Annotated in this window: 21 protein-coding genes; 8 read left to right on the top strand and 13 right to left on the bottom strand. The window is 64.8% G+C overall.

All coding sequences use genetic code 11. The annotated features are described in order from the left end of the window. Together AB7F49_RS31710 and AB7F49_RS31705 are read left to right on the top strand one after the other, a co-directional pair. A partial coding sequence (locus AB7F49_RS31710; protein ID WP_428529826.1) for a 3-hydroxyacyl-CoA dehydrogenase family protein occupies positions 1-1415 on the top strand: 1415 nt, incomplete at its 5' end. Continuing rightward, complete coding sequence (locus tag AB7F49_RS31705) at positions 1412-2314, top strand: ATP-binding response regulator (protein ID WP_428529825.1); 903 nt, start codon at positions 1412-1414, stop codon at positions 2312-2314. The genes AB7F49_RS31710 and AB7F49_RS31705, both read left to right, overlap by 4 nt. An 8-nt stretch (positions 2315-2322) precedes the next feature. Here AB7F49_RS31705 and AB7F49_RS31700 read toward each other — a convergent pair whose 3' ends face one another. From AB7F49_RS31700 to AB7F49_RS31685, 4 genes are all read right to left on the bottom strand, one after another. Then, the gene (locus AB7F49_RS31700; RefSeq protein ID WP_428529824.1) at positions 2323-3510 is read right to left on the bottom strand and encodes an acyl-CoA dehydrogenase family protein; all 1188 of its coding nucleotides are present in this window, start codon (positions 3508-3510) and stop codon (positions 2323-2325) included. A gap of 165 nt (positions 3511-3675) precedes the next feature. Next, complete coding sequence (locus AB7F49_RS31695) at positions 3676-4350, bottom strand: response regulator (RefSeq protein WP_428529823.1); 675 nt, start codon at positions 4348-4350, stop codon at positions 3676-3678. 113 nt (positions 4351-4463) lie between these two features. Beyond that, the gene (locus tag AB7F49_RS31690) at positions 4464-4931 is read right to left on the bottom strand and encodes a secondary thiamine-phosphate synthase enzyme YjbQ (protein ID WP_428529822.1); all 468 of its coding nucleotides are present in this window, start codon (positions 4929-4931) and stop codon (positions 4464-4466) included. A gap of 55 nt (positions 4932-4986) precedes the next feature. Beyond that, positions 4987-5424, bottom strand: a complete 438-nt coding sequence (locus AB7F49_RS31685; protein WP_428529821.1) for a hypothetical protein — start codon at positions 5422-5424, stop codon at positions 4987-4989. 264 nt (positions 5425-5688) lie between these two features. Here AB7F49_RS31685 and AB7F49_RS31680 point away from each other — a divergent pair, with 264 nt between their 5' ends. The 6 genes from AB7F49_RS31680 to AB7F49_RS31655 all read left to right on the top strand — a co-directional run bounded on the left by AB7F49_RS31680 (position 5689) and on the right by AB7F49_RS31655 (position 9056). Next, complete coding sequence (locus AB7F49_RS31680) at positions 5689-6069, top strand: AtpZ/AtpI family protein (RefSeq protein WP_428529820.1); 381 nt, start codon at positions 5689-5691, stop codon at positions 6067-6069. Positions 6070-6113: 44 nt separating this feature from the next. Continuing rightward, complete coding sequence (locus tag AB7F49_RS31675; protein WP_428529819.1) at positions 6114-6863, top strand: F0F1 ATP synthase subunit A; 750 nt, start codon at positions 6114-6116, stop codon at positions 6861-6863. Positions 6864-6907: 44 nt separating this feature from the next. Beyond that, positions 6908-7135 carry a F0F1 ATP synthase subunit C gene (locus AB7F49_RS31670; protein ID WP_325610028.1) on the top strand — a complete coding sequence of 76 codons (228 nt, stop codon included), beginning with the start codon at positions 6908-6910 and terminating at the stop codon, positions 7133-7135. A 57-nt stretch (positions 7136-7192) separates the two neighbouring features. Then, positions 7193-7729, top strand: coding sequence for a F0F1 ATP synthase subunit B (locus AB7F49_RS31665; protein WP_428529818.1), 537 nt, complete (start codon positions 7193-7195; stop codon positions 7727-7729). Positions 7730-7738: 9 nt separating this feature from the next. Beyond that, positions 7739-8224 (top strand): ATP F0F1 synthase subunit B, encoded by a 486-nt coding sequence (locus AB7F49_RS31660; RefSeq protein WP_428529827.1) that lies wholly within the window; start codon positions 7739-7741, stop codon positions 8222-8224. 175 nt (positions 8225-8399) lie between these two features. Then, positions 8400-9056, top strand: coding sequence for an HAD family hydrolase (locus tag AB7F49_RS31655; RefSeq protein ID WP_428529817.1), 657 nt, complete (start codon positions 8400-8402; stop codon positions 9054-9056). Positions 9057-9153: 97 nt separating this feature from the next. Here the strand turns inward: AB7F49_RS31655 and AB7F49_RS31650 are convergent, their stop codons facing one another. The 9 genes from AB7F49_RS31650 to AB7F49_RS31610 all read right to left on the bottom strand — a co-directional run bounded on the left by AB7F49_RS31650 (position 9154) and on the right by AB7F49_RS31610 (position 16501). Further along, positions 9154-9795 carry a hypothetical protein gene (locus AB7F49_RS31650; protein ID WP_428529816.1) on the bottom strand — a complete coding sequence of 214 codons (642 nt, stop codon included), beginning with the start codon at positions 9793-9795 and terminating at the stop codon, positions 9154-9156. 168 nt (positions 9796-9963) lie between these two features. Then, positions 9964-10542 carry a GNAT family N-acetyltransferase gene (locus AB7F49_RS31645; protein ID WP_428529815.1) on the bottom strand — a complete coding sequence of 193 codons (579 nt, stop codon included), beginning with the start codon at positions 10540-10542 and terminating at the stop codon, positions 9964-9966. 45 nt (positions 10543-10587) lie between these two features. Further along, positions 10588-11859 carry a M16 family metallopeptidase gene (locus tag AB7F49_RS31640; RefSeq protein ID WP_428529814.1) on the bottom strand — a complete coding sequence of 424 codons (1272 nt, stop codon included), beginning with the start codon at positions 11857-11859 and terminating at the stop codon, positions 10588-10590. Beyond that, complete coding sequence (gene thrC, locus AB7F49_RS31635) at positions 11856-13271, bottom strand: threonine synthase (RefSeq protein WP_428529813.1); 1416 nt, start codon at positions 13269-13271, stop codon at positions 11856-11858. Before thrC ends, AB7F49_RS31640 begins: the two co-directional genes overlap by 4 nt. 185 nt (positions 13272-13456) lie before the next feature. Next, on the bottom strand, positions 13457-14200 hold the full coding sequence (locus AB7F49_RS31630) for an SURF1 family protein (protein WP_428529812.1): 744 nt from the start codon (positions 14198-14200) through the stop codon (positions 13457-13459). Further along, positions 14197-14571 carry a DUF983 domain-containing protein gene (locus AB7F49_RS31625; protein ID WP_428529811.1) on the bottom strand — a complete coding sequence of 125 codons (375 nt, stop codon included), beginning with the start codon at positions 14569-14571 and terminating at the stop codon, positions 14197-14199. Before AB7F49_RS31625 ends, AB7F49_RS31630 begins: the two co-directional genes overlap by 4 nt. Before the next feature lie 192 nt (positions 14572-14763). Continuing rightward, entirely contained in the window at positions 14764-15618 is an 855-nt protein-coding gene (locus tag AB7F49_RS31620; RefSeq protein ID WP_428529810.1) for a cytochrome c oxidase subunit 3, read from the bottom strand. Positions 15619-15725: 107 nt separating this feature from the next. Continuing rightward, positions 15726-16322: a cytochrome c oxidase assembly protein gene (locus AB7F49_RS31615; protein ID WP_428529809.1), complete on the bottom strand. Its 597-nt coding sequence runs from the start codon at positions 16320-16322 to the stop codon at positions 15726-15728. A gap of 2 nt (positions 16323-16324) precedes the next feature. Beyond that, positions 16325-16501: a CoxF protein gene (locus AB7F49_RS31610; RefSeq protein ID WP_428529808.1), complete on the bottom strand. Its 177-nt coding sequence runs from the start codon at positions 16499-16501 to the stop codon at positions 16325-16327. Between the last annotated feature and the right edge of the window lie 99 nt (positions 16502-16600).

The raw sequence follows: 16600 nt of genomic DNA, 5'->3' as shown, positions 1-16600 counted from the left end.
TGTTCGACGGCCTGCAATTGCCGTTCGATCTCGCGCTGACGGTGGAGTCGCGCTACTTCGCGCATATCCTGCGCTCGAAGGAAGCCGCCGCCATGATCCGCACGCTGTTCGTGTCGATGGGCGAACTGAACAAGGGTGCGCGTCGTCCGGTCAATGTGCCGGCGACCAAACTGAAGAAGGTCGGCATTATCGGCGCGGGCTTCATGGGCGCCGGCATCGCCTATGTCTCGGCGCAGGCCGGCCTCGACGTGGTGCTGATCGATCGCGATCAGGAGGCGGCCGACAAGGGCAAGGCGCTGTCGCACAAGCTGATGACCGAGCAGATCAACCGCGGCCGCGCCAATGCCGCGGCGCGCGACGCGCTTTTGGCGCGCATCACCGCGACGCCCGATTACAACGCACTGAAGGGCTGTGACCTCGTCATCGAGGCGGTGTTCGAGGACCGCAAGGTCAAGGCCGAGGCGATCGCCAAGGCGCAGGCGGTGGTCCCGGATGTTGTGTTCGGTTCCAATACGTCAACGCTGCCGATCTCCTCGCTTGCGGAGACCGCGAAACACCCGGAAAAGTTCATCGGCATCCATTTCTTCTCGCCGGTCGAGCGCATGATGCTGGTCGAGATCATCATGGGCAAGACCACCGGCGACGACGCGCTCGCCATGGCGCTCGACTTCGTGCGCGCGATCAAGAAGACGCCGATCGTGGTCAACGATTCGCGCGGCTTCTACACCTCGCGGGTGGTCGGCACCTATATCCGCGAAGGCCACCTGATGCTGATGGAGGGGGTGCCTGCGGCGATGATCGAGAATGTCGGGCGGATCGCCGGTATGCCGGTCGGCCCGCTGTCGCTCAATGACGAGGTCGCGGTCGACCTGGCGTGGAAAATCCTGAAGGCGACCGAGATTGATCTCGGAACGGATGCCATCGATGCGCGCCAGAAGGCGCTGCTTGAGGCCATGGTGGAGAAGCATGGCCGGCTGGGGCGCAAGAATGCCAAGGGCTTCTACGACTATCCGGAAAAGGGCCAGAAGACGTTGTGGCCCGGCCTCGCTGATCTGCAGCAGACCACGCTCGATCCCGACAGGATCGATGTGGACGAACTGAAAAAGCGGCTGCTGGTCATCCAGGCGCTGGAGACCGCGCGCTGCTTCGAGGAGGGTGTGCTCACCGATGTGCGCGAGGCCGATGTCGGTTCGATTCTCGGTTTCGGCTTTGCGCCGTTCACTGGCGGCACGCTGTCCTATATCGACTTCATGGGCGTGAAAAACTTTGTCTCTCTGTGCGAGGCGTTGGAGAAGAAATTCGGCCCGCGCTTTGCGCCGAACAAGCTTCTGCTCGACCTCGCGGCGAAAGGCGAGACCTTCTACGGGCGGTTCGGACCGAAGGCCGAGAATCCCGGCTCGATACCGGCGCCATGAAACCGGAGCTCAGTTCCTTCCGCATCGACGAGGTGATGCGTCAGCTCGAAGTCGAGTTCGCGCCGCTGGCGCGCGAACGCGGCCTCGACCTCACCTTTGCCCTGACCGATGCGACGGTGCGGTCGGATCGCCGCCTGCTGCGGCGGCTGCTGCAGAACCTGATTTCCAACGCCATCAAGTATACGCCGCGGGGCCGCGTGCTGGTCGGCTGCCGGAGGCGGAACGGGCATCTGCGGATCGAGGTGCACGATTCGGGCCTCGGCATTCCGGCCGGACAGACGCGCGCGATCTTCCGCGAGTTTCATCGTCTGCAGGACGGCGCCAAGGTCGCGCGCGGTCTCGGGCTCGGCCTTTCGATCGTGGAGCGGATCAGCCGGGTTCTGGGTCATCCGGTGCAGCTGAAATCGGAGCCCGGCCGCGGGTCGGTCTTCTCGGTCGAAGTGCCGGTGACCGCCGCGGTGGGCGCGCGGCTGCCGCAGCGCGGTCCGATGCGCGCCGATCCCGCGCAATTGTCCGGGATGGCGGTTCTGTGCATCGACAACGATCCGCAGATCCTCGATGGCATGGAAACGCTGCTCGGCGGATGGGGCTGCCAGGTGCTGAAGGCATCCGATCCGCAATCGGCGATTGCGGCGATCGAGGCGTCGCGACCGATCCTGAGCGGGCTGCTGGTCGACTATCATCTCGACGAAGGCAACGGCATCGACGCGATTGTCGCGTTGCGAGCGCGCTTCGGCTCCGAGCTGCCGGCCATCCTGATCACCGCGGACCGCACGCCGCGGGTGCGCGATGAGGCGCGCGCGCGCGACGTTCCGATTCTCAACAAGCCGGTGAAGCCTGCCGCCTTGCGCGCGCTGCTCGCGCAATGGCGCATCCAGCACGCCACCGCGGCGGAATAGGCTCGGCGTCAGGCCAGCGGATCGGCCGGCAAGCCAAGCCGGAACTTGCCGTGATTTTCGTAAGCGGTGTCGCTCATCACCTGATGAATGCCGGCGGTGTTGATGTCGCGCAGCAGCCGCCCGATCACATGCGGATGATGCAACCCGGTGTTGCCCGCAAAGTGATAGGCCATGGTCGCGACCTCGATCGCCAAGTCGGTGGCGTAGACGCAGATCGCGCGCACATCGGCGATGTCCGGCCCGTCCGGCTTTTCGCCGGCATTCACCTTGCGCCAGAGCTGATCGTAGCGCTCGTGCATCAGTGCGCGCGCCGCCCGCAGTTTCAGATCGGCTTCGCCGATGAAGCGATGCACCACCTGGCGTTCGTCGAGCTTGGACGATCGGAAGGTGCCTCGCGTCGTTGTGGCGATCTTCACGAGTTCATCGAGCGCGCGCCGTGCGCCGCCCAGCGCCACGCTGCCGTGCTCCTTGGCCACATAGCTGAAGGGCGGCAGCCGGTAGGACGGTCCGCCCCGCAGCGGCTGCGGCTCCATCAGATCCCACACGAAGGTCTGATCCTCGGGCAGGTCGTAGTCCTGCACCGAGAAATCGACCGATCCGGTGCCGCGCAATCCGGTCACGCCACCCCAATTGTCGTGGAGCGTGACGTCTTTCGCAGGAAATGCGGAGAACATGACGACCGGCCCGCCATTGCCGTTGTCGCTGTCCAGAACCACGGTGCCGCCCAGCACCCATTCGGCGTGACGGATGCCGCTGTTGAACCGCCAGCGCCCGCTGACCCGATAGCCGCCGCCGTCCTTGCGGCTGGCCTGACCCGCGGGAAAGAACGAGATGGCCGCGGTCGGCACCTCGCCGTTCGCGAATACCTTGTCGAGACCCGATTGCGGCAGGAACGTCCCGAGCGATGCGATGGCGGTTGCACCCACCATCGTGCACCAGGCGCTGGTGAGGTCGTGATAGGCGACCTGTTCCAGCACCAGCATTTCGGTCAGCGGGTCGGCTTCGGCGCCGCCCATCTCCGAAGCCAGTTTCAGCCTAAAAATTCCGGCGTCGCGCAAGGCCGCGACCGCGTCGGGTGCGAGGGTTGCAAGCTCTTCGCTGCGCGGGCCGGAGGCCTGCAGCGTCGGCCCGATCGCCGCGACAGCATCAAGGAGCGCCTTGCGTTTGGCTTGAGGATCGGCCGGAAACCGCTTCATCACATCACCTCCCTGAGCCTCGCGGTCTGCGATGGCAAACTGCCGCCCCGCAGGATCGGCGAGGCGGTGGTGAACCTGCTCGGAATGCTTGGCGTACCGCGCCCGGAAGCCGGGACGATTGCGCGCCGGCCGAACCCCGAATGACCCGACACGTCACCGGGCCGCTCAATGCTCCACCAGCGCCTGCGGCCACTGGCCGACTTCGATCTTTGCGGCGGCGATCACGGCCTGGGTGCGGCTCTCGACCCCGAGTTTCTGGAGGATGGCGGAGACATGCGCCTTCACGGTCGCTTCCGAGACCGACAGCTCATAGGCGATCTGCTTGTTCAGCAATCCCTCCGACAGCATCATCAGCACGCGAACCTGCTGGGGCGTGAGCGTCGCCAGCCGGGACAGCAGGGCCGCGGTTTCGGCGTCGGTGCCGGCTTCGAGGTCCACATCCGGCGGGGTCCAGACCCCACCCTTCAACACCGTGGCGATGGCTGCGCGCATGCCGTCCGTGTCGAGGGTCTTAGGAATGAAGCCTGACGCGCCGAAATCCATGCAGCGCCGGATCACGGCCGGGTCGTCGTTGCCCGATACCACCACGACCGGCACACCGGGATATTGCGCACGCAGATACATCAGCCCGGAAAAGCCGCGAACCCCCGGCATCGACAGGTCGAGCAGGATCAGGTCGACATCGCTGCCGGCGTCGAGCAGCCTGGATACTTCGTCGAAGGAGCCGGCTTCGGAAAATTCGACATGGGCGAACAGCCCGCTGACCGCCTCACGCAGGGCTCCGCGAAACAGCGGATGGTCATCGGCAATGACCAGCCGGTAGAGCGTGGTTTCGGTCACTCTGGCGTCGATCCCTTTCGCGCGTCGGTGCGGTCGTCGTGCGGCCTCGGCGCGGCTTCTTGTGACGAGTTTACAACATTTTCGCCGGAGTCGAGAGACTTGCCGCGCCCATTTCAACGCATGCTGCCGGCAAATTGCAGGACAATCCGGCGACGGTGGGGTCGCGCCCGATGCTCGATCAGGTAGATGCCCTGCCAGGTGCCAAGCTGAACCTGCCCGCCCTGCACCGGAATCTGCAGCGAAACGCCGGTCAGCATGGTCCGCACATGTGCCGGCATGTCGTCCGGTCCCTCCGCGTCATGCACCCATCCGAAGTCGCGCGGCGCCAGATGACGCAGCGCCGATACCAGATCGCGCAGCACGTCCGGATCGGCGTTCTCCTGGATCGTCAGCGAGGCCGAGGTATGGCGCAGGAACAGCGCAACGGTTCCGTCGGACGCGCCGGCTTTCGCGATGAATTGCCGCACCTCCCCGGTGACGTCGATGAAGCCCTCGCCGGGTGTGTCGACGGTCAGTTCGGCAGTGGCGATGAGGTCGGGCGCGATGGAGGTGATGGCAGAGAGGCGTCCGGTCACGGCCACTCACTTGCGATTTTCTCGGCCCCACCGGCTCGCGGGAAGGGAAGCAGGAAGCCCATCAGATCGGGGTCATCTCGCGCTGCCAGCGCTGGACGATCTCGACCAGTCGCTTCCACAGCCGCTCCACCGCCGCCATCGCGCGATCGAGTTCAGCTTCGGAGGTGGATTTCGCGGCCGGCTTGTCATCCGCCGCCGGCCTCTGCGATTTTTGATTGCCGGGCGGCGTGATCCCGCGAGCCAGCATCTCCTTTTTCAGCGCCGCGTTGTCCTGTTGCAGGCGCGCGATCTCCTCCTCAAGGGCCGTCCGCTCGTCCGGGACCGGGTGGCAGGACCAGCCGATGCTGCGGCGGCTGCAAAGCGACACCTGCCCGGTGCGCTGATCGAGCCTGAGATAACCGTCCTCGACGCGGTTGAACGAATAGCGGCCGTTCTCGCTGTCCGGGGGCTCGTTCTGGGCCTGGGCCGTCAGCGGCAGGCCGGCGAGCACGAGCGTCAAGGGCGCAATGGCAAGACGAAACATGGAGGAGTCTCCGGGCGCTGTCAGATTGTTTGTAGCATTGCCGGCCGGTTGATCGAAAGTCGTGGGCCGCCGCGCCGGGACGTGGCGTCGCTATGACCTAAGCCAATGGAAAATATGAGATATTCCTCCATCACGCAGCGCACCGGATTTCTTGACTCGCTTAGACCCCCTCAGTATGGTCCGCGCGGTTTTCTAGGGGTGCAGGGGCGGTTGATCGTCTCCCGGGCGGGTGTCGAAAGCATGGCTGACGGCGCGCGCGACCAGGACAGACGATCGACGGACCGGAACGCCGAGGAAACCTCTCTCTCCGCGAGGCTCAAAGGTCTCGGCGCGAAGCTCGGCCAGGCCGGGCAACCGAAGCCGGCCGAAAACGACTCCCGGAAATACGTGTCCGATCCGCAGGCGATGGCGAAAGGGTTTCGCCTCTCCACGGAGCTGGTCGCGGGCGTGATCGTGGGAGCGATCATCGGCTGGGTGTTCGATCGGCTGACCGGTCTGTCGCCCTGGGGACTGATCGTGTTCCTGCTGCTGGGTTTCGTGGCGGGCGTATTGAATGTGATGCGGGCCGCCGGTGTGGTTGCCCCGAGCAAGCTTCCCGGCGGCAGCGCCGACAAATCTTGAAGGCCGCGTCCCGCGCGGCGACCTGAAGGACAAGACCCAAGGCCATGGCCGATCCGATCGCGCAATTCCAGATCAAGAAGATCGCCACCCTCGGCACCATCGGCGGCCAGGAAATCGCGTTCACCAATTCCGCGCTCTACATGCTGATCGCGGTTGCCGGCATCTCGCTTCTGATGATCGGCGCCACCGCGCGGCGCCAGGTCGTGCCCGGCCGCATGCAGTCGGTCGCCGAACTGACCTACGAATTTGTCGCCGACATGTTGCGAAGCTCGGCCGGCAACGAGGGGATGAAGTTCTTCCCGCTGGTGTTCTCCCTGTTCACCTTCATCCTGTTCGCCAACATGATCGGGCTCATCCCGGGCACCTTCACGGTGACCAGCCACATCATCATCACCGTGATGATGGCGCTGATCGTGTTCCTGACCGTGCTCGGCTACGGCATTTACAGGAACGGCACGAAATTCCTGAAGCTGTTCGTGCCGAGCGGCATTCCGATCGTGATCCTGCCGTTGATCGTCATCATCGAGCTGATGTCGTTCCTGTCGCGGCCGCTGTCGCACTCGGTGCGCCTGTTCGCCAATATGCTGGCCGGCCACATCACGCTGAAGGTGTTCGCGGGTTTCGTCACCATGCTCGGCAGCATCGGGGCGCTCGGCTGGCTGGTCGCGGTGCTGCCGCTCAGCCTGACCGTGGCGCTGACCGCACTCGAATTCCTGGTCGCGTTCCTGCAGGCCTATGTGTTCACCATCCTGACCTGCATCTACATCAACGACGCCATTCACCCGGGCCACTAGGTCCGACCCTGACATCCAACGGACAAACGAAAGAGGAGTTCTCCATGGATCCCGTCGCAGCGAAGTACATTGGTGCCGGCATTGCCTGCATCGGCATGGGTGGCGCCGGCGTCGGCGTGGGCACGATTTTCGGCAATTACCTCGCCGCAGCACTCCGTAACCCGTCGGCTGCGCAGGGCCAGTTCGGCAACCTGATCTTCGGCTTCGCGGTGACCGAAGCGCTGGGCATCTTCTCGCTGCTGATCGCCCTCCTGCTGCTGTTCGCGCTCTGACCTGAGCTTTCGCATGCCGCGGACCGGAAGGTCCGCGGGTGTGCCTGAGGCACTTCGATGGCCATTCTTCTCGCGACGACACAGGCTCCGGGCGGCGCCAAGCCGCAGTTTCCGCCATTCAATTCGGAAACCTTCGCGTCCCAGATCATCTGGTTCGCGATCGCCTTCGTCTTGCTGTACTTCCTGATGTCGCGTGTCGCGTTGCCGCGGGTGGGCGCGATCGTGCAGGCGCGCGCCGGCAAGATCGCGGGCGATCTTGCGGACGCCCAGAAGACCAAGGACGATACCGACGCCGCCATCGCGGCCTACGAAAAGCAGCTCGCGGATGCGCGCACCAATGCCCAGTCGATTGCCGCCCAGACGCGCGACAAGCTGATGGCGGAAGCCGACGATCGGCGGAAAGTGATCGAGGCCGGCCTCGGTGAGCGCCTGCAGGCAGCCGAGAAGACCATCGCCCAGACCAAGACGGCTGCGATGGCCAACGTCAAAAGCATCGCAACCGATGCCGCCGGCGAAATCGTTGAGCGGCTGATCGGCAAAAAACCCGATGCCAAGGCCGTGACCGACGCGGTCGAAAAGTCGTTGAAGGGCTGAAACATGGCGATTATCTGGGAAGCCGAGTTCTGGGTCGCCGTCGCCTTCGTGATCTTTCTCGCCGGCCTGCTCTATCTCGGCGTGCACAGGACCATCACCGACACGCTAGACAAGCGAAGTTCCCGCATTCAGTCAGAGCTTGACGAGGCTGCGCGTCTGAAGAACGAAGCGATGGCGCTGCTCGCGGAGTACCGGCAAAAGACCGCCAACGCGGAAAAGGAAGCAGCCGATATCATCGAGGCCGCCAAGGCCGATGCCGGGCGGCTCGCCGAGGAGGCGCATGCCAAGCTTGAGGATTTCGTCGCCCGCCGTACCAAGATGGCCGAGACCAAGATCGCTCAGGCCGAGGCCCAGGCGCTGGCCGAAGTGCGCAACATTGCCGCCGATGTTGCCGCAAGCGCCGCCGAAAAGGTACTGTCGCTGACCGCCAAGGGCGCGGTCGCCGAGCAGCTGATCGCCCGCGGCATCGACGACGTGAAGAAGAAGCTGAATTGATTGTCGACGGCTGCTTTTGTGACGGTCCGGATTCCGCCACCCGTCCGACCGATTTCCTGTGCGCATCCTGTGTACGGCGTCGGCTGCTGATCGTGCAGGACACCCGATGCGGCCATACTCCGGTCATGCGAATCAGTCGTGAGGCAGGGTCGCGCGCCTGCCGGATTTTCCTTCCATGATCATCTTCGACTGCAATGGCGTCCTGGTGGATTCCGAGCCCGTCGCGGCTGCAGTGGCCGCCGAAGCGTTTCAGCGCGCCGGTATCGACATGACACCGGACATGGTGGCGCGGTATTTTACCGGTCGCCGTCCGGCGGACATGTGCGCCGAAGTCGAGAAGGCGTCGGGGGTAACCCTGCCGCCGAAATTTGCGACGCTGCTTGCGGCCGCGACGCTGTTTCGGCTGAGGCAGGAACTCCGGGCAATCCCGCATGTCTCCCACGCCCTGAGCTGGCTGCGCGGCCCCAAATGCGTCGCCTCGTCGTCGAGCCTGGATCGCGTTCGCGTGAGTCTGGTCGCGACCGAGCTGAACCGGTTCTTCGGCAGCAATCTGTTTTCGGCAAACGATGTGCCGGACGGCAAGCCGGCGCCGGACCTGTTCCGGCATGTCGCGCAGCAGATGGGCATTCAGCCGCAGGACTGTATCGTGGTGGAGGACTCGCCCGCGGGTGTGACCGCAGCCGTTGCTGCCGGCATGAAGGCGATCGGGTTCGTTGGCGGCAGTCACGCCGACGAGGATCTCGCGGCCAAGCTGGAGGCCTCCGGCGCCACATCGGTGATCGCCGACATGCGTGCGCTCAAGGCGGCAGTGACAAGGCTTCGCGGATACTGACCCAGCCCAAGTCCCGCCAAGTCCCGCCAAAGTCCGCCGACCAGTCCCGCCAAGTGGCTGTCAGGCTTACCGGTGCGGCGGGTTTCGGCTGCGCTGCCTACCCCTTCGCCGGCCGTTTCCTTGCCGGACGCTGGCGTTCCTGGGCGGAGCCCAGCGGATCGAAGCCGACATAGACCACGTAGCGGTCGAAAGTCGCACGCGACGGCATCGGCACCGACATCGCATCCTCGATATGGGTGAACGCCACGCTGGGCTGGCCGTCGGAAACCGTCACGGGAACGCGGTAGAGTTTGGAATAGACGGTCTTGGGTTCTGCGCCTTCCTCCACCAGCGCATAGCGCACCGGGATTTCGAGCGTGCCGGGCGTTCCGGCGGGGCCGAGCACGACGCGTCCCTGCAGGCCGACCTTGATATTGAGGTTGCCGGCAACGTTGGCGCATTCGCGCGCGGTCTGCGCCACCGATATCTGATAGCGCAACTGCATCGCCTGCGGATCGCGGGCGTTGGTATTGATGGCGATGGTGCCGGCGCCCTGGCGGATATCGACGTTCGGACAGCTGTCGAGATTGGCCGCAGCGCCGGTGGTCGCGGTCGGCGCGGGCGCCGTCGCGGTGCCGCTCGACATTGCCCGGTTGAACCGTTCGCCGAACGACGTGCCGTCACCGCCGCCCGATGACGAGCATGCGGCAACGCCCATCGCCAAGGCGACACATGAAGCCAGGCGAATGATGCGGCTCATCCGGCCGCCTGCTTCGCTCGAAAACGCCCAATTCCGCGACGCATAACCCTTGGTAGCCCGGCTGTTTCCTGGCCGTCCGCGCGGACGACACCCCAGAATTCCCGATGGTTTATAGCAAGGGAACCATGGCCGGCCCAAGGCACGGGTCGCCGCAGCGACCGGGGTTGGTTAATCGCCCCGGACCTGCGCGTAGAGCAGGTGGTCCTGCCACATTCCGTTGATGCAGAGATATTCGCGCGCATAGCCCTCGCGCTGGAATCCGGTGCGCTCGAGCAGCCGGATCGAGGGCTGATTGGAGGGGATGCAGGCGGCCTCCACGCGGTGCAGCCGCAACACGTCGAACGCGAAGGGTACGAGCGCCGAAACGCCGCGGGTCATGTAACCCTGTGATGCGAAGGGGGCGCCGACCCAGTAACCCATGCTGGCCGCCTGCGCGACTCCGCGCCGGACGTTGGTCAGCGTAATGCCGCCGAGCAGCGCATTGTCGTCCCTGCGAAACAGCAGGAAGGCATAGGCCTGGTCGCAACGCATGTCCTCGGCGTAGCGGCGCAGCCTGCGCCGGAACGACGAACGGGTGAGGTCGTCCTCCGGCCATGTAGGCTCCCACGGCACCAGAAAGTCGCGGCTCTTCTCGCGCAGCGTTGACCATGTGGGGAAATCGGACATCTGCGGCGCGCGCAGATAGACACCGTCGCCCGGCACGACCGGGTGCGTTTCGCTGAGCTGGATGGAACGGAAAAACGCCATGGTCGCATTACCGCCCTCTCGCTTTCGCGAGAGGCTGGAAAAACCTCATGCCGCGGCGCGGGCAAAATTCTCCACGATCTCTGCGGCCCGCTCGACGCCGCGGCCCGGCCCGAGGCCCGCAATCGCAAGCCGGCTCCTGCCGAGCAGGGCCAGTCCCGCGGCCTGCGTGCTCTCGACGGTCACCGCCTCGATCTTGGCGACGATTTCCGTCAGCGGCAGCGGCCGGCCATAGACCATCATGTGCCGCGCGATCTGCTCGGCGCGCGCGCTCGAACTCTCGAGCGCCATCAGAAGGCTCGCCTTCATCTGCGCCTTGGCGCGGTTGACCTCCTCCTCGGTGATCGAGATCACCGCCCGCTCGAGCTGATCGACCACGACCTGCACCAGTTCCGGCGCGTCATTGTCATCGGTGCCGGCATAGATTCCGAAAAAGCCGGTGTCCGAATAGGCCATGTGGAAGCTCGAAATCGAGTAGCACAGCCCGCGAATCTCCCGCACCTCCTGGAACAGGCGCGAGGACATGCCGCCGCCCATGATGTTGGAGAACACCTGCAGGCTGAACAGCTGGGGATGGCGCTGCGGCAGTCCCTCCATCGCCAGCGCAAGATGGGCCTGTTCGAGATCCTGGCGCTCAATATAGGTGCCGCCGACAAAGCGCGCCGGCTCGCGGACGTGATGGTCCGTGCCGTTGAAGCCGCCGAACAGCCGCTCCGCTTCGTCCACGATCATGCCGTGCTCGACCGAGCCCGAGGCGGCGACAACCATATCGGGGCCGCGATAGTTGCGCGCCAGATATTGGCGCAGCCTGTTGGCATTGATCGAGCGTACGCTCTCGCGGGTACCGAGCACCGGACGCCCGATCGCCTGGTCGGGGAAGGCGCAGCGCTGCAGGTGATCGAACACGATGTCGTCCGGGGTATCCTCGGAGGCGCCGATTTCCTGGATGATCACATTCTGCTCGCGCGACAATTCTTCCGGATCGAAGGCCGGATGGCTCAGGATGTCGGACAGCACATCGAGCGCCAGCGGCACGTCGGCCCTGAGCACGCGCGCGTAATAGGTGGTGCTCTCGATCGAGGTCGCGGCATTGAGGTCGCCGCCGACCGCCTCGATCTGCTCGGCGATCTGGCGTGCGGTTCGCAGCCTGGTTCCCTTGAAGGCCATGTGTTCCAGCAGATGCGAAATGCCGTGCTCGTCTGAAAGCTCGTCACGGCTGCCGGCGCCGACCCATACACCGAGCGAGGCGGTTTCCAGATGCTGCATGGCGTCCGTCACGATGGTCAGTCCGGACGGCAAACGGGTGACTTCGACGCTCATGCTGCAGCTCCCTCACGCGCGGCCTGGGAGGCCGCAAGAACAAACGCTTCGATCTCTTTCGGGTCGTTCGGCAGTGCGGTGACGTGCTCGCGCCGCTCGTTGAGACCCGACAGCCAGTCCGGCAATGGCGGACGTGCGCCGCAGGCCTGCTCGACCGCGTCCGGAAATTTCGCCGCATGCGCGGTGGAGAGCACGACCATCGGCAGCGCCGGATCGCGGGGCTCTTTTTCGGCCACCGCGATGCCGACCGCGGTATGCGGATCGACGAAATGGCCGGTCTCGCGCAGCGCGGTCCGCATGGTCGCCGCGACTTCATCCTCGTCGGCGCGGCCGGCTGCAAATTCGGCGCGGATGGCGGCCAGCGGGCCGTCCGCGACCTCGAAGCGCTTCGACTGCGCAAAACCCTTCATCAGCGTCCGCACGGCCGCGGCGTCACGACCATAGGCCTCGAACAGCAGGCGCTCGAAATTCGACGACACCTGGATGTCCATGGAGGGCGAGGCGGTCGCGACCACCTCGCGCGGCTCATAGGCGCCGGTGGTCAGGGTGCGGACCAGTATGTCGTTGACATTGGTTGCGATCACCAGCCGGTCGACCGGCAGGCCCATGCGGCGCGCAACATGGCCCGCAAAGACATCGCCGAAATTGCCGGTCGGTACGGTGAAGGCGACCTTGCGATGCGGTGCGCCGAGCGCGACCGCGGCGGTGAAGTAATAGACCGCCTGCGCCACGATGCGAACCCAGTTGATCGAGTTGACGCCGGCAAGCCGGACCCGATCCGCAAAGGCATGGTGGTTGAACATGCCTTTCACCAGCGCCTGGCAGTCGTCGAAATTGCCCTGCACTGCGATCGAATGGATGTTGGCCTCGTCCGCCGTGGTCATCATCCGGCGCTGCACGTCGGAGACGCGGCCCTCGGGGAACAGCACCACCAGATCGATGCGGTTGCGGCCGCGGAACGCCTCGACGGCGGCGCCGCCGGTATCGCCCGAGGTCGCGACCGCGATGGTGACGCGCTCGCCACGCTGCTCCAGCGCATGATCCATCACCCGCGCCAGGAACTGCATCGCCAGATCCTTGAACGCCAGCGTCGGTCCGTGGAACAGCTCGAGCAGGAAGGTATTGGCGCCGAGCTGGCTGATTGGTGCCACCGCCGGATGCCGGAAACTCCCATAGGCCTCACGGGCGATGCGCGACAGCTCATGCACGCTGATCTGATCGCCGGTGAAGGGACGGATCACCTCGACCGCGACCTCGGCATAAGGCTTGCCGGCGAACGATGCGATCGTGTCCGGCGACAGCCGCGGCCAGGACTGCGGCACATAGAGGCCGCCGTCGCGGGCAAGGCCCGCGAGCGTCACATCGATGAAGCCGAGAGTCGGGGCTTCGCCGCGCGTCGACACGTACTGCAATGCCGGTCCTCGAACGCGCCGCCGGCGGTATTATCCACAGGCGGGTGAGAGATAAGTTATTGATTTGCTGGAGATTTCCCGACGGCGGGAAACGCCTGAGCAGCTCTTAGACTAGTGCTTCGGAGGCGGTTTCACAAGGAAGGCAGGTCCGGATCGGAGGTGCTCAGACACCAATCACGATCAAACTATGCGGTTTTATTGTACCGTTCCCGGATCGCCCAGCCCGCAAAAACGGCTGCGAGAGCAGCCGCGAGTCCGAACCACGTGATGGCATAACCGAGATGATCGTTCTTCAGTTTGACGGCCAGCGGACCGGGCTTCGGAAAGCCGTCCGGCGGAACCGGCAATTCCTGGTCGATATAGAATGGCGCCACCTCACCCCATTTTTTCGTGCGGGCCATGTCCCGGTGGTCGCGGATGAGCCAGACCCGGCGCGACTCCTCTTCCGGAACGAGCCAGGCCCGCAGCGTCGAGGGTGACTCCGCAAAGCGGATATAGCCTGTGATCTCTTCCGTCCCGGCCCGTCCGGGATAGCGGTCGGATTGCAGAAAACCCCGGTTCACAACGACCCGTCGTCCATCGGGCAATGTTACCGGGCTGAACACGAAATAGCCGGGCTCCTTGATATCGGGGCGCAACGCTGAAGCTCCGGTAAAAAGCAGCGCGTCGTTTTCGTTCTGGAAATTGGCCGAAAACCTGACCCGCCGGTATTCCGCGTTCTCTGGCGTGAGATTGCCCCATTCCGGCGGCGGCGGCAGCGGCACCGGTGCCGCCTTGAGCTGCGCATCCAGTGTGGCGATCAGGTCTTCTTTCCACGCCTTGCGCTGAAGCTGCCAAACACCGAGCGAAACCAGCGTCGCGAGGCCCACCATCGTGATCACCGCAGGAACCAGCAGCCTCCGCCAGAAGGGACGCAGCGTCGCGGTCACGGATTCGGCTCGCGAAGCTCGAGCCGGCCTTCGGCAGCCTTGTGGCGATACTGAAGCGCGATCATCAGTGCCTTGATCGGCCGCAGCGGCAGCAGCGTGGTGATGAGGATCAGCGGCAGCCACAGGACCGCGTGCAGCCAGAACGGCGGCTGGTACAGCACCTCGACCGCGAGCGCGGCGAACACCACGACGAAGCCCGCGCCGAGGATGACGAAGACGGCCGGGCCGTCGCCCGAATCGAAGGCGCCGTAGTCGAGGCCGCATGACTCGCAGCGCGGGCGCAGCGACAGGAAGCCCTGAAACAGCTTGCCCTTGCCGCAATTCGGACAACGGCAGGTGAGGGCTGTGGCAATGGGAGACGGCTGGGTCATCTCAATATCCAGCCGCTCGTCCCCGCGAAGGCGGGGACCCAGAGCCGGGAATGCTGGATTCCCGCTTTCGCGGGAATGAGCGGTGTTCTTGGGCGCAGCAGTGCAATTAAGTCGCAGCACCCGTTTCGACAAGCACAGCCAAAGAAAAAGGCGGCCGCAGCCGCCTTTTCCGAAGTCATGTCACGCGCGGCGTCAGTGACTGCCGCCGCCGGCCACCGGGCCGCCATAGCCCCAGACATAGATGCAGGCGAACAGGAAGATCCACACCACGTCGACGAAGTGCCAGTACCAGGCGGCGAACTCGAAGCCGAGATGCTGCTTGGGCGTGAACTGCCCGGCATAGACGCGGGCGAGGCATACGATCAGGAAGATCGTGCCGATCAGCACATGGAAGCCATGGAAGCCGGTCGCCATGAAGAAGGTGGCGCCATAGACGTTGCCTTTGAAGGCGAAGGCGGCATGGCCGTATTCATAGGCCTGTACGCAGGTGAACAGGGCACCGAGAATCACGGTGAGCCACAGGCCCTTCTTGACCGCCTCGCGGTCGCCCTCGAGCAGCGCATGATGCGCCCAGGTGACGGTCGTGCCCGAGGTCAGCAGGATCAGCGTGTTGAGCAGCGGCAAATGCCAGGGATCGAATGTCTCGATGTTCTTCGGCGGCCACACCCCGCCGGTCAGGTCGGCGCGCAGGAATTGCTGCGCATCGCCCGGAAACAGCGCGACGTTGAAATAGGCCCAGAACCACGCCACGAAGAACATCACCTCGGAGGCGATGAACAGGATCATGCCGTAGCGGTGCGATATCTGAACCACGCGGGTGTGGTCGCCGTGCTCGGCCTCGTGGATCACGTCGCGCCACCATCCGATCATGGTGTAGAGCACGCCAATGAGGCCTGCCGCAAACACCAGCGGCGCCACAGCGAAGGTCTTGTGCATCCAGAAGATCGCGCCGACCGCCATCACGAAGGCGGAGATCGAGCCGACCACCGGCCACGGGCTCGGATTCACGAGATGGTAGTCGTGATGTTTGGTGTGACCGCCAGCCATTCCTTCGTCTCCGTCTCGATCCTGTCGGGCGCGCTCGCGCCTCGCGTTCTAGTCTTGAAGCATGATCCTTGCCGAAAACCGGCTCCCGCCTTTCGGGATCGTGCTCCCTAAATGCGCCCCGCGGGCGCCGTGCCGGTCTGTGCGACCGGCCGCTGCGGCTCGCGCTGCGGATAGAAGGTGTATGACAGCGTCATGCTCAGATTGCCCTGCGCGTCCGGGTCGGTCGCCAGCGACGGATCGACGTAGAACACCACCGTCATGGCACGGGTCTCGCCGGGTTTCATGCTCTGCTCGGTAAAGCAGAAGCAGTTGATCTTCTGGAAATGCGCGCCCCAGCTGAGCGGTGTGACATTATAGCCGGCGACGCCATGGGTCTCGCGGGCCACCAGGTTGGTGACCGTGTAGTCCACCGTCACCACCTCGCCGAGCCGGACCCTGATCTCACGCTGTTCCGGCGTGAATTTCCAGGGCAGACCCGGCCCGACATTGGCATCGAACCGCACGGTCACCATGCGGTCGAGCGTGCGGCCGGGGCCGCCGGTCGCGACCTGTGTGGTGCCGTTGAACCCGGTGGTGCGGCAGAACCAGTCATAGAGCGGAACCGCGGCATAGGCCGCGCCGACCATCAGCGCGACAAAGGCGCCGCAAGCGCCTGCGACCGCGGCGTCGCGGAAACGGGAAGGGTGCTGCTGCTGCTGCCTCATCGTCAGAGCGGCCGGTTGAGGACGCCGGGACCTTTCACCAGCGTCACCAGATAGAACAGCACGGCAAGCACTCCGAGCAGGACCGCGATCGCAATCGAGCGCTGGCGCCGGGCGCGCTGCTGCTCCGGGGTCAGGACGATGCCTTCCTCTTCGCGTCGGTCGTTCACGGTACTCACCATGCCAGTTGCCCAAACGACCAGCCGAGTCCCTTTTCAACGAGGAGGACGGCGAACAGAAGCAGGAGATAGAGGATCGAGTATCCGAACAGTCCCATTGCG

The sequence above is a fragment of the Pseudorhodoplanes sp. genome (assembly GCF_050250235.1).
Lineage (GTDB): Bacteria > Pseudomonadota > Alphaproteobacteria > Rhizobiales > Xanthobacteraceae > Pseudorhodoplanes.
The sequence above is the reverse complement of the archived record's forward strand: the minus strand, read 5'-3'. Positions and strand labels throughout refer to the sequence as shown.

Excerpts from the sequence above, each read along its gene's own strand:
- AB7F49_RS31705 (WP_428529825.1), top strand. The coding sequence starts at position 1,412 with ATGAAACCGGAGCTCAGTTCCTTCCGCATCGACGAGGTGATGCGTCAG.
- AB7F49_RS31700 (WP_428529824.1), bottom strand. The coding sequence starts at position 3,510 with ATGAAGCGGTTTCCGGCCGATCCTCAAGCCAAACGCAAGGCGCTCCTT.
- AB7F49_RS31680 (WP_428529820.1), top strand. The coding sequence starts at position 5,689 with ATGGCTGACGGCGCGCGCGACCAGGACAGACGATCGACGGACCGGAAC.
- AB7F49_RS31675 (WP_428529819.1), top strand. The coding sequence starts at position 6,114 with ATGGCCGATCCGATCGCGCAATTCCAGATCAAGAAGATCGCCACCCTC.
- AB7F49_RS31670 (WP_325610028.1), top strand. The coding sequence starts at position 6,908 with ATGGATCCCGTCGCAGCGAAGTACATTGGTGCCGGCATTGCCTGCATC.
- AB7F49_RS31665 (WP_428529818.1), top strand. The coding sequence starts at position 7,193 with ATGGCCATTCTTCTCGCGACGACACAGGCTCCGGGCGGCGCCAAGCCG.
- AB7F49_RS31655 (WP_428529817.1), top strand. The coding sequence starts at position 8,400 with ATGATCATCTTCGACTGCAATGGCGTCCTGGTGGATTCCGAGCCCGTC.
- AB7F49_RS31650 (WP_428529816.1), bottom strand. The coding sequence starts at position 9,795 with ATGAGCCGCATCATTCGCCTGGCTTCATGTGTCGCCTTGGCGATGGGC.
- AB7F49_RS31645 (WP_428529815.1), bottom strand. The coding sequence starts at position 10,542 with ATGGCGTTTTTCCGTTCCATCCAGCTCAGCGAAACGCACCCGGTCGTG.
- AB7F49_RS31640 (WP_428529814.1), bottom strand. The coding sequence starts at position 11,859 with ATGAGCGTCGAAGTCACCCGTTTGCCGTCCGGACTGACCATCGTGACG.
- AB7F49_RS31625 (WP_428529811.1), bottom strand. The coding sequence starts at position 14,571 with ATGACCCAGCCGTCTCCCATTGCCACAGCCCTCACCTGCCGTTGTCCG.
- AB7F49_RS31620 (WP_428529810.1), bottom strand. The coding sequence starts at position 15,618 with ATGGCTGGCGGTCACACCAAACATCACGACTACCATCTCGTGAATCCG.
- AB7F49_RS31615 (WP_428529809.1), bottom strand. The coding sequence starts at position 16,322 with ATGAGGCAGCAGCAGCAGCACCCTTCCCGTTTCCGCGACGCCGCGGTC.
- AB7F49_RS31610 (WP_428529808.1), bottom strand. The coding sequence starts at position 16,501 with ATGGTGAGTACCGTGAACGACCGACGCGAAGAGGAAGGCATCGTCCTG.